The 13,916-nt window shown below is 41.6% G+C and carries 11 protein-coding genes and 1 pseudogene; 3 read left to right on the top strand and 9 right to left on the bottom strand.

Annotated elements, in window-relative coordinates; translation table 11 throughout:
* Positions 1-324: 324 nt before the first annotated feature.
* Entirely contained in the window at positions 325-882 is a 558-nt protein-coding gene (locus tag NI469_RS14135; RefSeq protein ID WP_253175568.1) for a GNAT family N-acetyltransferase, read from the bottom strand.
* An 87-nt stretch (positions 883-969) separates the two neighbouring features.
* Here NI469_RS14135 and NI469_RS14130 point away from each other — a divergent pair, with 87 nt between their 5' ends.
* A complete protein-coding gene (locus tag NI469_RS14130; protein WP_253147038.1) occupies positions 970-1,917 on the top strand; it encodes a DUF4062 domain-containing protein in 948 nt (315 codons plus the stop codon).
* Between the two features lie 49 nt (positions 1,918-1,966).
* On the opposite strand, the gene purD is transcribed toward NI469_RS14130, so the two are convergent.
* From purD to NI469_RS14090, 8 genes are all read right to left on the bottom strand, one after another.
* Positions 1,967-3,250 (bottom strand): phosphoribosylamine--glycine ligase, encoded by a 1,284-nt coding sequence (gene purD, locus NI469_RS14125; RefSeq protein WP_253147037.1) that lies wholly within the window; start codon positions 3,248-3,250, stop codon positions 1,967-1,969.
* Positions 3,251-3,382: 132 nt separating this feature from the next.
* Positions 3,383-4,957 carry a bifunctional phosphoribosylaminoimidazolecarboxamide formyltransferase/IMP cyclohydrolase gene (gene purH / locus NI469_RS14120; protein WP_253147036.1) on the bottom strand — a complete coding sequence of 525 codons (1,575 nt, stop codon included), beginning with the start codon at positions 4,955-4,957 and terminating at the stop codon, positions 3,383-3,385.
* 95 nt (positions 4,958-5,052) lie between these two features.
* Positions 5,053-5,322, bottom strand: coding sequence for a DNA-binding transcriptional regulator Fis (fis, locus tag NI469_RS14115; RefSeq protein WP_001086304.1), 270 nt, complete (start codon positions 5,320-5,322; stop codon positions 5,053-5,055).
* A 398-nt stretch (positions 5,323-5,720) separates the two neighbouring features.
* Positions 5,721-6,599 (bottom strand): DUF3426 domain-containing protein, encoded by an 879-nt coding sequence (locus NI469_RS14110; RefSeq protein WP_253147034.1) that lies wholly within the window; start codon positions 6,597-6,599, stop codon positions 5,721-5,723.
* Between the two features lie 15 nt (positions 6,600-6,614).
* Positions 6,615-7,520 (bottom strand): 50S ribosomal protein L11 methyltransferase, encoded by a 906-nt coding sequence (gene prmA, locus NI469_RS14105; protein WP_004646702.1) that lies wholly within the window; start codon positions 7,518-7,520, stop codon positions 6,615-6,617.
* 131 nt (positions 7,521-7,651) lie between these two features.
* Positions 7,652-8,539 carry a bile acid:sodium symporter family protein gene (locus NI469_RS14100; RefSeq protein WP_253175567.1) on the bottom strand — a complete coding sequence of 296 codons (888 nt, stop codon included), beginning with the start codon at positions 8,537-8,539 and terminating at the stop codon, positions 7,652-7,654.
* Between the two features lie 87 nt (positions 8,540-8,626).
* Positions 8,627-9,514 carry a bile acid:sodium symporter family protein gene (locus tag NI469_RS14095; RefSeq protein ID WP_219309560.1) on the bottom strand — a complete coding sequence of 296 codons (888 nt, stop codon included), beginning with the start codon at positions 9,512-9,514 and terminating at the stop codon, positions 8,627-8,629.
* Between the two features lie 144 nt (positions 9,515-9,658).
* Positions 9,659-10,126 carry a hypothetical protein gene (locus NI469_RS14090; protein ID WP_253147031.1) on the bottom strand — a complete coding sequence of 156 codons (468 nt, stop codon included), beginning with the start codon at positions 10,124-10,126 and terminating at the stop codon, positions 9,659-9,661.
* A gap of 254 nt (positions 10,127-10,380) precedes the next feature.
* Between NI469_RS14090 and mnmG the strand changes: the two genes are divergently transcribed.
* Both mnmG and mhpT read left to right on the top strand, forming a co-directional pair.
* Positions 10,381-12,261, top strand: coding sequence for a tRNA uridine-5-carboxymethylaminomethyl(34) synthesis enzyme MnmG (gene mnmG, locus NI469_RS14085; RefSeq protein WP_044110212.1), 1,881 nt, complete (start codon positions 10,381-10,383; stop codon positions 12,259-12,261).
* A gap of 314 nt (positions 12,262-12,575) precedes the next feature.
* A pseudogene (gene mhpT / locus NI469_RS15940) lies at positions 12,576-13,782 on the top strand (3-(3-hydroxy-phenyl)propionate transporter MhpT).
* Positions 13,783-13,916: the final 134 nt, after the last annotated feature.

Below are 13,916 nucleotides of genomic sequence, written 5' to 3'. Positions count from 1 at the left end.
TCCAAGGATTATCTCTTGAATTAAATAATTTTGCTGATTAATTTAAGATCAAATAAATTGTACGTTTTTTGATTTATGACGGAAGTCTAATATATTATTTATATTGAAAATATAGTTTTAATGGATGTGTTCAAATAGTGATCTTTATAAGATTTTGTAAGATATAAATATAAAAAATGCATATAGATAAATATAAAAAAATATCTGATTTTTTGGGAAATGAAGAAAATTCGATCATTAACGAGATAAATCTTTCCTTTATATTAACTAAGCGAGTCAGTATCTGATCTTGGTTTCCTCAGGTCATGATACTGCAAGCTTGTTTTAACAAAAGGGAATATACAGATAATCCGAACGCTGTTTTTCATAGAGTACGTGTCTACAAAAGATATGATCGGCAGGTACAAGTGGATGGTCAAACTCTCTTACTTTTTCTAAGCCAATGTTTTGCATGACACGTTCTGAGGGCGTGTTGATGCAGGCAGTAAAAGAAATGACTTTCTCTAGGCGCAGGGTTCTAAAGGCATATTTCAGTACAGCTTTGGCTCCTTCAGTTGCATAGCCTTGGTTCCAGTATTGCGGTAACAAGCGCCAGCCAATTTCAGGGGCATCGGCAATTTTAAGCTCAGGTGGATGCACGTGTAAGCCAATAAAACCGATGAATTCGCCTGTAGCTTTGAGTTCTACGGCAAGGAGTCCCCAACCACGTGTATCAATAGCATTACGAATACGTTCAAGAAAAGCAGTTGCCTCAGCCGCATCGAGTTTTTTAGGGAAGTAGCGCATGACCTCGTCATCTGCACACATTTGGATAAATGGGGCAGTGTCGGAGTCTTGCCATTGGCGAAGGATGAGGCGAGGGGTTTGGATATCAGTCATCATAATAGCTAAGCTTACTGAATAATCATTGGTTGTAAAAATATGTAATATTACTAAAATAGAAGAAAATTAAATTAATTCAAAGTACTTATGAAAAAATATCAAATTTTTATATCATCTACATATCTAGATTTAATAAATGAAAGACAAGCTGCTGTGGAAGCAATTTTAAAAGCTGGTCATATTCCTGCTGGTATGGAGCTATTTACAGCATCAAATAAAAGTCAGTGGGAAATTATTAAAAAATGGATTGATGAATCTGATATTTATATGCTGATATTAGGTGGTCGTTATGGATCTATCGAGACTGAATCAGGATTAAGTTATACTGAGTTGGAATATAATTATGCATTAGAACAAAACAAACCTTTATTTGCAGTGGTTATGCAAGATCATGCACTTCAAGCAAAAATTAAATTGGATGGATCTGCTGTTTTAGAACTTGAGAACCAAGCTAAATTTAAAGATTTTAAAACTAAGGTTACATCTTACATGTGTTCGTTCTTTGAAGATAATAAAGATATCAAATTAGCAGTACATGAAAGTATTGGGCAACTACAAAAAGAAAATCAGGTGGTCGGTTGGATTAGAGCAGATTCTGTACAGAATCCTCAAGAGTATTTAGATCAGATCATGGGGCTACAACAAGAAATTAGCAAACTGAACCAAGAGAATATCGTATTAAAAAGACAGAAAACAAGTAATAATACATCAGAAGAAATTGTGGGGTTAATTGAGTTATTTTCTCAAGAAAAGGTTAGCTTGAAGAGAATACAATCAGAAGAAAATAATTTCCCAGATGAGATTACTGTATTAAAAGCAATAAAAAGTTTTAAAGATAAATTGACAGTTGGTGCAAACAACTCAATGAATTCATCAGATTATGATTATTTTATATTCTATGATTTGGCACCAAAATTAATCATCCATAATTTAATGCAACAACAGAAACTAACAAATACGGGCACAGCAAGTAAAGTGATAATTACTGATAAAGGTAAAGAGCTACTAGCTTACATTGTAAAAAATAAATTATAAAAAATAAAAAAACCCCGAACGAATCGGGGTTTTTGATACTTAACCGAAATTAAGAATTTTCACGAGCAACTGCGCGGTAACCAATATCTTTACGATATTGAACGCCGTCGAAAGTCACTTTTTCACAAAGCTCTAACGCTTTTGCTTGCGCTTCACCAATGGTATTACCGAGTGCAGTCACACAAAGTACACGACCGCCAGCAGTTACGATGTCGCCATTTTCATTGGCTTTAGTGCCTGCATGGAACACTTTCGCATCAGTCATTTCAGTATCTAAGCCTGAAATCACATCACCATTGCTTGAAGTTTCTGGATAACCTTTAGATGCAAGCACGATACCGACAGTCTTGCGCTCATCCCATTCAGCTTCCGCAGGTAGGTTACCGGCAATACCAGCTTCAACCAGATCCACCAAAGATGATTTTAAACGCATCATGATTGGCTGAGTTTCAGGATCACCAAAACGACAGTTGAATTCTATTACTTTTGGTTGACCTTTGTCGTCAATCATCAAGCCTGCATATAAGAAACCAGTATAAACGTGACCGTCTTTTTTCATACCTTCAACGGTAGGACGCATCACTTCATTCATGGTTTTTTCAAATACGTCAGCAGTCACAACAGGCGCAGGAGAGTACGCACCCATACCGCCGGTGTTCGGACCTTGGTCGCCTTCAAAAATACGCTTATGGTCTTGAGATGTTGCCATTGGCAAGATGTTGTCGCCATCAATCATACAAATGAAAGATGCTTCTTCACCTGCAAGGAATTCTTCGATCACAACACGAGAACCTGCATCACCAAATTTGTTGCCTGCAAGCATGTCGTCAATCGCATCGAATGCTTCTTGATTGGTCATTGCAACGATTACGCCTTTACCTGCAGCAAGACCGTCAGCCTTAATCACGATTGGCGCACCATTTTTCTCAACAAATGCTTTCGCAGCATCTACTTCAGTGAACACATCATAGAATGCTGTTGGAATGTTGTGGCGTTTTAAGAAGTGCTTGGCAAAAGCCTTAGAGCCTTCAAGCTGTGCAGCAAATTGAGTTGGACCCCAAATTTTAACGCCAGCTTCACGGCATGCATTTACAACACCATTTACAAGTGGTGCTTCAGGACCAACAACCACTAAATCAACCGCATTGTTTTTTGCAAAGTCGATAATTGCAGCGTTGTCTAAAATATTTAAGGCAACATTTTCGCATTTATTTTCTGTTGCAGTACCTGCATTACCTGGTGCTACAAATACTTTTGCGACTTTGTCATCTTGCGCGATTTTCCATGCAAGTGCATGTTCACGACCGCCATTACCCAAAACTAAAATATTCATCGGTTCATACTCCATGAATCGAAAATGACATAAAGTCCTCAACCTGAAAATAGGAGAGGACTTTATGCAAGATTAGAAATCTATTTTACTCAGCATAATTAACTGAATATACATCATGAGCTTCGTCAAAACTTAGTGACGGAAGTGACGCATACCAGTGAAGACCATTGCAATACCCGCTTCATCAGCAGCAGCAATTGTTTCTTCATCACGCATAGAACCACCCGGTTGGATAATGCATTTGATGCCTGCTTTCGCAGCGTTATCAATACCATCACGGAATGGGAAGAATGCGTCAGATGCCATAACTGCACCTTCAACCACTAGACTCGCGTGTTCAGCTTTGATCGCAGCAATACGAGCAGAGTTTACACGGCTCATTTGACCTGCGCCCACACCAATGGTTTGACGGTTTTTAGCATAAACAATCGCGTTAGACTTTACGTATTTCGCCACTTTCCAAGCGAAGATCATGTCATCGATTTCTTGTTCAGTCGGCGCACGTTTAGTCACAACTTTAAGATCATCTTTCGTGATCATGCCCAAGTCTTGGTCTTGAACCAGTAAACCACCGTTTACACGTTTGTAGTCCAGTTGCGATTGACGCGCATCGATTGCTGGAAGTTCGCCACATACAAGTACACGTACGTTTTTCTTCGCGCCCGTTACTTCAAGAACGCCTTCAGCAACGCTCGGTGCAATGATTACTTCAACGAATTGACGGTCAACAATCGCTTGTGCAGTTGCAACGTCTAATTCACGGTTGAATGCAATGATGCCACCGAATGCAGATTCAGGATCTGTTGCATACGCAAGATCATAAGCTGCTTGAATACCGTCTAGAGAAACTGCAACGCCACATGGGTTAGCGTGTTTAACGATCACACAAGCAGGCTTCGCAAATGATTTCACACATTCAAGAGCAGCGTCAGTATCTGCAATGTTGTTATAAGAGAGTTCTTTACCTTGTAACTGTTTCGCTGTTGAAACAGAAGCTTCAGTCGCTGTGTCTTCTACATAGAATGCAGCAGCTTGATGTGGGTTTTCACCGTAACGAAGGTCTTGAACTTTGTTTAATTGGGTATTGAAAGTACGTGCAAATTTGTCTGCTTGACCTTCTTCTTTACCTACGCGCGCGCCTAAGTAAGATGCGATCATGCCGTCATATTGAGCAGTATGTTCAAATGCTTTCACCGCAAGGTCGAAACGAGTTGCGTAAGATAAAGCACCCTCAGCTTTAAGCTCAGCCACAACGGTTGCATAGTCAGATGCATTTACGATGATACCTACAGATGCATGGTTTTTTGCCGCAGCACGAACCATGGTAGGACCACCGATGTCGATGTTTTCGATGGCATCAGCAAGTGAACAGTTTGGTTTGGCTACCGTTGCAGCAAATGGATAAAGGTTTACAACGACTAAATCAATAGCATCAATGTTGTGTTCAGCCATCACAGCTTCGTCTAGACCACGACGAGCCAGGATACCCCCATGAATTTTCGGATGTAGTGTTTTTACACGGCCGTCCATCATCTCTGGAAAACCTGTATGCTCCGAAACTTCAACTACAGCCACATTATTGTCTTTCAACAATTTATAGGTACCACCTGTAGATAAAATTTCTACCCCTAGAGCAGCAAGTTCTTGTGCAAATTCAACAATACCAGTCTTGTCAGACACAGAGATTAAAGCGCGTTTAATAGTCATGATCTTCGTCACAGTTTTCAAGGAACAGAATAAAACAAAATCAGCAATTTACAGGTTAAAAAAAATGCCTGCGGAAGCCGCAAGCATTTTATCATTTATTCACTCATTAAACCGTGAGCTTTTAACTTTTTACGTAAAGTACCACGGTTGAGTCCGAGAATCTCGGCAGCACGTGTTTGGTTACCACGTGTATATTCTAGAACTACAGATAGAAGAGGTTTCTCCATTTCTGCTAGCACCATGTCGTATACCTGAGATGGTTGCTCGCCCTGCAGTTGTGCAAAATAGTGGCGAACTGCGCGATCTACGTGGATACGTAAAGCAACATCAGATTGTGCAGTAAAAATAGGAGATTTGCTATTCATGCGAATTAATCCGAAAAACAAATATCACTTGGGTAAAGTGATATATAAAAGTGGTCTAGAAATTGAAATGAACTCCATTTTAGATCCTAAAACGGAAGTTCTAAAACTTAGTCATTACATTGAGCCTGTAGCTTGACACATCTCTGCGATTTGGTCGAAAAATAAGCGTAACAATAGTTAAAGTTTTGTTACTGACCAAAATCAAAACAAAAAAATCTGCACGATACGCAATAAATTTTATAGCGCATTAGGCAAGACTGTATTTGTTGTGAAAAAGTCGCGAGGAGTTGCAGCACATAGCTTTCGTGGCGCGTATCATACCATTGTCTAAGCAAAAGTGAGCAAGAAAACTGCATTTTTTTTAACTTTTTTTAATTTTTTAATGCTTTCTCAGCAGATTAGGGGCGAATTATTTCCAAAGTATAGCGATCAAAGCTTTTGCGATCGACTGGAAGCTTAAATTTGAATTTAAACGGGCTGTTTTTTGGGATGCGCTGAATATTGACCAGACTTTCAATCAGGTACTCTCCGGAGGACAGGTTATAAGTTGCAATCACTTCACCGCGATGTTCCAGATTGATTCTTAAAATTGGTAAAGCCAGACTACGGTCATGAAAATTAATCAGCTCACCGCTAAACTCAGCTTCATTATTACCGGTTGCCTTGATTTTGACTTTATTAACCTGAATTAGTGTGTAGTATTTTTCCAGATTGGAACAATTAAACACTTCACAAGCACTGTTAAAGGCCAGACTCATGACGTGACTGTTTTTGATGTATTGCGGATTGAACCAGAAAAATTGAAACAGCAGCAGGCTGAACAGCGACAGATTAAGTAAACTCCAGCCTATATAGTACATTGGCCCGCGTTTGGTTTGTTTTTCTGCCTGATCTTCCCAATTCATGCTCGGCAGGACTGAAATCGGCTCGGTACTGAAATAATTCAGGTTATTTAAATAGGTTTCCAGGTCAATATTGGAATGTTCAACTTTTTGATCAAAAATCTGTAGCAGGCTATGACGATGGTGCTGCTGATCCGTGTGATAAACACCTGAGTTATTTTGAGCATTAGTTTTGCTGAATTCGCTGGAGTTTGATTGAGCGTGAGACATTGAGGCAGTGACCGAATTCCGGGTTTCGGTCACCAAATGCGATAAGGCATTAAATGAGGTGGTACATTTAGGACAGCAAACCATTCCCTGCGCAACGGTGAGTTGAGCAACTGTGACCTTATAGGTGGTGGAACAGGTAGGGCAATGGGTTCTTTTGTCACTCATGGATTATTTATAGGCTCATTCGTTCTTATGGCGTTTACCCGAGATACGGCACCAGTGCTCATCTCGTTTTTCTACCTCTAATATATCAAAATAATTTGAGTAAATGCTAGTAACATCAGCAACTTGCTCTTCAATAACACCCGCAAGTGCGAACTGTCCCTCAGATTTAATTAAAGTTGCGAACTCAGGAGCCAGCATCATTAGTGGTGCTGCCAGAATATTGGCAACAAATACGTCAGCTTTGGTATTGCCGAGTTCATCTCTAAATTCTTCTGGCAGTCCGACATAAAGCTTGTCCAGTACGCCATTCAGTTCAGCGTTTTGCTGAGTCGCCAGTACAGCTTGTGGATCGATATCCGTGGCATATGCTTTTTTCGCACCTAATAAGAGTGCAGCTACCGCGAGAATGCCTGAGCCACAGCCATAATCGATGACAATTTTATCTTTCACATCAATCTTGCCGAGCCATTGTAAGCACAGGAAAGTTGAAGCATGGTTGCCTGTTCCGAAAGCCAGACCTGGATCAAGCTTGATGTTTACCGCATCGGCATCAGGTGCTTCCATCCACTCCGGTACGATCCAGTATTTATCAGCAATCTGAATGGGCTCATAGGCATCCATCCAGGTACGTTCCCAAGCCTGATCTTCAATCAACTCATGACGGATCGGAGCATCTGGCATTTGTGCACGAATAAAGGTTTCTAGTGCGGTAACATCAATTTCTTCGCCTTCTTCCTGCGCATAAATACCAGTCACAATCACTTTATTCCAGAGTGGTGTTTCACCTGGAAGTGGTTCCAGCAAATCCTGGTTTTCAGCATCATCCAGAGTCACACTCACTGCGCCTAGCGAGCTGAGTAATGTCTCAGTAAAATCAACCTGAGCCTGTTCAACCGTAATATGAATTTGTAACCACTTCACAGAAATAACCTTTATACATTTTTCAAAAAGCTATTGTAACGGAAGTTCAGACTCAGCGCTGCTATCTTCTTGATCCATTCCCAAAATAAAAAGGATGCCTGAGGCATCCTTTAAATATCTTCAGATGTTGTCTAATCCAGATTTGTTAGGGGTGTTTGCGCCGGGAGTGGTGCAAGCCGATTCAACAAGCTGCCAAAAATTGCAGCAAAAATATACATAAAAATAGAATAAACCGCAGCCGGCATTGCCACAGCAGCACTGCCAATCACGGTCAGGGCAATAGTCATGGCGAGGGTACTGTTATGAATGCCAATCTCAAATGCGCTGGCACGGGCTTGAGCGCTATTAATATTCAGTAGTCGCGGAATCAGATAACCAATACTCAGACTTAGTAGGCAGAACAAGGCAGTGGCCAGACCCACCTGGGTTAGATATTCACCGATATTTGTGCGTTCTTTAATAAGTGTGGCAAGAATAATCAGCACCAAAAAGCCAATGGAAAAAATCCGCAACGGCCGATTCAGTTTTGCGGTCACGCTTGGAGCATAGCGCCGAATTAACATGCCAATGCCCACTGGAATCAGGATGATCGCGAAGACTTGTAAAATCTTGCCGAATTGCAGGCCAACTTGCTGGCTATCCTGCATAAAATGCATGATCGAAAAATTAATAACTAAAGGTAGGGTAATCGCTGCAATGACTGAGTTGATAGCAGTCAGCGTGATATTGAGGGCTAAGTCACCTTTAAACAGGTAGCTAAACAGGTTGGCCGTTGCACCCCCTGGCGAAGCCGCCAGGAGCATGAGCCCGACCGAGAGTAATGGGGTTAAAGCGAATAGCTTGCAGAGTAAAAAGGCAATGCCAACCAGAATAACCAGTTGACAGAACAATGCTATAAATACGGCTTTGGGGTGGCGAGTGACACGGCTAAAGTCCCGAGGCGTTAGTTCAAGGCCAAGCCCCATCATGATGATTGCAAGTGCCAGTGGCAGTAATATCGTTATAAGGCCAGAATCCATCTGTATGCTCCTTGTCGAAAATTGTTTTAATATTTCTGATTTTCTTTGGAAAAGCATACAGCCTTATAGCAGAATCAGCCAAATAAATTACAAATCTGATAAACGACTTTTATTACTATATACCACTTGCTGGCGGCTAATCAGCACACCGAAAATGGTGGCGAAAGTGTACATGAAAATCGTATAAATGCCTGCTGGGATGGCCATCGTGACATTATTCAGAACCGATATTGCAATGGTCAGGGCAATGGCAGTGTTATGAATGCCGATTTCAAAAGTACAAGCGCGTGCCATTTTCTCTGGAATGCCCATGAGTAGAGGGATGCAATAGCCAATAAACAGGCTGGAAAAACATAAAATCGCAGTTGCTGTGCCAATACTGGCAAAGTATTCGACCAAATTCGAACGTTCTCTGAAAATGGCAAATATCAACAATATGGCTAAAAAGCCGATAGAGAGTAAGCGCATGGGCCTGCTGACAGTAATCGACAGGTTTGGAAATTTGGCCCGAAGCAGCATACCCATGATCACGGGAATCAAGGTAATTAAAAACACCTGCACAATCTTTTCAGCTGGAAAAGTCACGTTTGAGTCATGACTCATAAAGTAGTGTAAGGATAGATTGATAATAAAGGGCAGGGTAAAAATAGAGATGATGGTATTAATGGCGGTTAGAGTAATATTCAGTGCCACATCACCTTTATATATGTAGCTAAATAGGTTCGCGGTTGGGCCACCAGGTGAGGCGGCTAGCAACATCAGACCTACAGCAAGCAAAGCGGGCAAGTCCAAAATCAGACAAATAAAAAAAGCAACGCTGGGTAATAGGACTAACTGCGCAAATAAAGTAATAAAAATGACTTTAGGATAGCGACTTAAGCGCAGGAAATCTTTGATAGTGAGTTCTAGCCCCAGCCCCATCATCATAATTGCCAATGTAATTGGCAAAAAAACGCTAAAAAACCCCGAATCCATGAATTTGCCTTTTTATTATGCATTTATAGGTATATTTCCAGTTTAGCCTAGATGAATAAATAAGCAATAAAAAACGGGCAAAATGCAATCACTTTGCCCGTCAAAGCTTTTACTTGAAATCTAAACTATTTAGATATATATCGGCTACATACCTGGCTGGCCTTGCATTGGTGAATCAGGCTGTGCTGGCTGGTTCGTCTGATGCTGCATAGGCTGGTTTTGCATATGTGGCTGCATCGGTTGGCTTTGCATCTGAGATTGTCCCTGAGGGCGTGGTGGCATAAAGCCTAATGCACATTTACCTTTGACTTCGGCACCATTGATGGTGGCAGTAGTCGCACCACTGTTGCCGCTACAGGTACTCATGAGTTCGGCTTCATCGCCTTTGATTGAAGCATTTTTGGATGAAGCGAAAAACTGCGGCTCACAGGTACCATTCCAGATAATGCCGCGATAGGCAAAACTGACTTGTGCACCTTGGGATTTGCCTTTACAAACCTGTTGGTACTTTTGTGCATTATAAATGGTTTCGACCTTATCATTCGCTGATGCAGCAAATGGCGCAAAACATAAACCACATAGAACGGTTGAGAGGAAAATATTCTTATTCATCTTTTATACCTTTGTTTGTAATGTAACCAACATATAGATTAAAAAATGCGCGAGATTAAACAATGCAAATCGAGTAAATTTCTCAGCTTATATGTTTAATTTATATAGTTCCTCTGCAAAGTTAAATTACAGTGCTTTATTGTTATGCGAGTTAAGTGCGATTTATCTCAGGATAAATTCAACTGAATTTGTCTACTTTAGAGTGAAATTTGCTATAATGCTCAGCTATTCTTTTTTATCTCTCAATTACCACTATGCATTATCCTAAAGTATACGATGTCATTGTTATCGGTGGCGGTCACGCCGGTACGGAAGCGGCTCTGGCTGCAGCGCGTATGGGTCGACAGACTTTACTCTTAACTCATAACATTGAGACTTTAGGGCAGATGAGCTGTAACCCGGCCATCGGTGGTATTGGTAAATCGCATTTGGTGCGTGAAATTGATGCCTTGGGCGGTGCGATGGCACTGGCTGCCGATAAAGGCGGTATTCAATTCCGTATTTTGAACTCGCGTAAAGGTGCTGCAGTACGTGCAACACGTGCGCAGGCGGACCGTGTACGTTATAAAGCGGCTATTCGCGAAACATTAGAAAACCAAGCAAACCTTGATATTTTTCAGCAAGCCGCAGATGACCTGATTGTTGAAGGCGATACCGTTAAAGGTGTGGTTACCCAAATGGGTATCCGTTTTGATGCGAAAACTGTGGTGCTGACAGCAGGTACATTCTTAGGTGGTGTCATCCACGTCGGTCTGGAGAAATCTAGCGGTGGTCGTGCGGGTGATCCGCCGTCAATTTCCTTGGCACATCGTTTGCGTGAACTTCAACTTCCAGTAGGTCGTTTAAAAACAGGTACACCACCGCGTATTGATGCACGTTCAGTCGATTTCTCTGTGATGACGCCACAGCCGGGTGATTTCCCGTCTCCAACCATGTCATTCATGGGCGATGCATCAATGCATCCTGAGCAGGTAAATTGCTATATCACGCATACTAATGAACGCACACATGAAATCATTCGTGGCGGTTTAGACCGTTCACCAATGTACACTGGTGTGATCGAAGGTGTGGGTCCACGTTACTGCCCATCGATTGAAGATAAAATTCACCGTTTTGCCGATAAAGATTCTCACCAAGTCTTTCTGGAGCCTGAAGGCCTGGATACACATGAGCTTTATCCAAATGGTATTTCGACTTCTTTACCGTTCGACGTTCAGTTTGAACTGGTTCGCTCGATCCGTGGTATGGAAAATGCGCACATTCTCCGTCCGGGCTATGCCATTGAATACGATTACTTTAATCCACAAGCGTTAAAGTTCACGCTTGAGACTAAAGCCATCAATAACCTGTACTTCGCCGGTCAAATCAACGGTACAACCGGTTATGAAGAAGCGGGTGCGCAAGGTTTATTGGCAGGTTTGAATGCTGCGCGCCGTGCTTGGGATCAGGAACAGTGGACACCAAAACGTGATGAAGCATACATGGGTGTTCTGGTCGATGACCTGATCACATTGGGTACCAAAGAACCGTACCGCATGTTTACCTCACGTGCAGAATACCGTTTGATGCTGCGTGAAGATAACGCAGATCAGCGTTTAACAGCAATTGGTCGTGAAATGGGTCTGGTGGATGATGCACGTTGGGCAGTGTACTGTGAGAAAATGGAAGCAGTAGAAAAAGAAACGGGTCGTTTACAACACCTGTGGGCTGCACCAAACAATCCAATGGGCAAAAAATTCGTTGAGATGACCGGTGCAGATCTGTCTAAAGAATGTTCGGCGATTGATTTGTTGAAACGTCCAAACATTTCATTTGCTCAAATTGCAGAGTTAACCAATTCTGAAGTATCACCATTTGTCGGTGAGCAAATTGAAATTGCAGTGAAATATGCGGGTTATATTAATCGTCAGCATGAAGACGTCGCACAAATGAAACGTCTTGAAGAAACCCGTATTCCTGCGGATTTCGATTATGACATCGTGTCAGGTCTGTCCCGTGAAATTACCCTGAAACTGAAAGATGTTCGTCCTGAAACATTGGCGCAAGCCAGTCGTATTCCAGGTGTAACCCCTGCAGCAGTTCAACTGGTGATGATTACAATTCGTAAGAATGCACAAGCAAAGAAATCTGCTTAAGATTTTGCGCTAAAAAAGCCCGCATTAAGCGGGCTTTTTATCGGCTTGTAGTTTTGTATAAGTTTTGACTATCGTTGAATTAAAAATAACTACTATTAAATTAAGTTATTGATAAATATATATAATAAATATTATTAAGATGTATTAAGTCTATAAATACAATCTTTTAGGTCTAATTTAGATGATATTTACACATGCTAATGTGCTTAAACCCGACTATTGTCGTGCTATTTCTCTATTAAGATTAGGTTAAGAATAATGTAACGGATCGTCAGACTATCAAACGGTTTGTGAATTATTGATGGAGATCAGTCATGGCACAGCCATACAGCGGAAAAGCCCAAAAAATATTAACTATAATCTTGTGTTTCTGGGTTGCATTTTTTGAAGGTTTTGATCTTCAAGCTCCCGGGATTGCAGCGAAAGGAATTGCAGCAAGCTTTGTTTTAGATCAAATCCAAATGGGCTATGTATTTAGTCTGGGTGTCTTTGGAATGCTATTTGGCGCATTCTTTGGCGGACGTATCGCGGACTATTTGGGACAAAAGAAAGTCCTGATGCTCTCTGTGACTATTTTTGGTCTGTTCATGTCGTTGACTGCAATTGCGCCAAGCATCGAAGTTTTATATGCAGCGCGTTTCTTTACTGGTTTGGGTTTAGGTGCGGCAATGCCAACCATGATTTCAGTCGTCGGTGATGAAGCAACGGAAGCCAACCGTAGCAAGCTAAATAGTCTGATGTATTGTGGTTTGCCGGTAGGGGCGATCTTTGTTGCCGGTCTGGCCATGTTGCTTCCGGAGATTCAATGGCAAACCTTGTTCCTGATTGGGGGGATTAACGCCTTTAGCACTGATTCCATTGATGGCATTTATTCTTAAAGATAAGCCTAAAGTGAATGCGGAAGTACCGGTTTCTGGCGAAGCTGTGCCGGGAATGGCTGAGGTGTTGTTCAAGCAGCGACAGTATAAAAATACAGTGCCTCTTTGGGTTGGCTTCTTTTTTACCTTGATGATCAATTATATTTTGATTAGCTGGTTGCCAAATTTACTTATGGAACAAGGTTTGCAGAAACAGCAGGCATTTTTGGTGATGTTGGTGTTCCAGGTGGGCGCTGTCATTGGAACCCTAAGCCTGGGTTATTTACTGGACCGTTTAAAGCTCTGGCAAATGGCGACTATCATTTATAGTGGCTTGTTTGTTGCCTTGGTATTGCTATTCACCACAACTTCTATTCCGTTATTAATTTTGGCGGGAGTCATGGGGGGTATTTTCTCTACAGGTGGCCAATCTATTCTGTATGGGATCTCACCAATTTTTTATTCAGGCGCAGGTAAAGTCACCGGTGTGGGTAGTGCGATCTCTCTAGGACGTTTAGGGGCGATGACTGGACCATTATTAACTGGAAAAATTCTGGCATTAGGTTTGGGAACGACGGGCATTCTTGTGGCAAGTTTGCCAGCAGTGGTCGTATCGGCAGTAGCTGTCACCGCACTATCACGTTATAAGGCTGCTCATAAGTAATTGATCATTGATATCTGTCAATACAAAAAGGGAATCTGAAGATCACTGCTGTCCCACAATTTTTACAAGAGGAAGCTCATTTAAGCTTCCTCTTGTTTGATGGGGACTTTATCGGGTGAAAATAACGCTTTTAA

Origin of the sequence: Acinetobacter lwoffii (genome assembly GCF_024129735.1) — a bacterium.
Lineage (GTDB): Bacteria > Pseudomonadota > Gammaproteobacteria > Pseudomonadales > Moraxellaceae > Acinetobacter > Acinetobacter lwoffii_H.
The sequence above is the reverse complement of the archived record's forward strand: the minus strand, read 5'-3'. Positions and strand labels throughout refer to the sequence as shown.

Coding starts and splice junctions, on each gene's coding strand:
- NI469_RS14135 (WP_253175568.1), bottom strand. CDS start 882: ATGATGACTGATATCCAAACCCCTCGCCTCATCCTTCGCCAATGGCAA.
- NI469_RS14130 (WP_253147038.1), top strand. CDS start 970: ATGAAAAAATATCAAATTTTTATATCATCTACATATCTAGATTTAATA.
- purD (WP_253147037.1), bottom strand. CDS start 3,250: ATGAATATTTTAGTTTTGGGTAATGGCGGTCGTGAACATGCACTTGCA.
- purH (WP_253147036.1), bottom strand. CDS start 4,957: ATGACTATTAAACGCGCTTTAATCTCTGTGTCTGACAAGACTGGTATT.
- fis (WP_001086304.1), bottom strand. CDS start 5,322: ATGAATAGCAAATCTCCTATTTTTACTGCACAATCTGATGTTGCTTTA.
- NI469_RS14110 (WP_253147034.1), bottom strand. CDS start 6,599: ATGAGTGACAAAAGAACCCATTGCCCTACCTGTTCCACCACCTATAAG.
- NI469_RS14100 (WP_253175567.1), bottom strand. CDS start 8,539: ATGGATTCTGGCCTTATAACGATATTACTGCCACTGGCACTTGCAATC.
- NI469_RS14095 (WP_219309560.1), bottom strand. CDS start 9,514: ATGGATTCGGGGTTTTTTAGCGTTTTTTTGCCAATTACATTGGCAATT.
- NI469_RS14090 (WP_253147031.1), bottom strand. CDS start 10,126: ATGAATAAGAATATTTTCCTCTCAACCGTTCTATGTGGTTTATGTTTT.
- mnmG (WP_044110212.1), top strand. CDS start 10,381: ATGCATTATCCTAAAGTATACGATGTCATTGTTATCGGTGGCGGTCAC.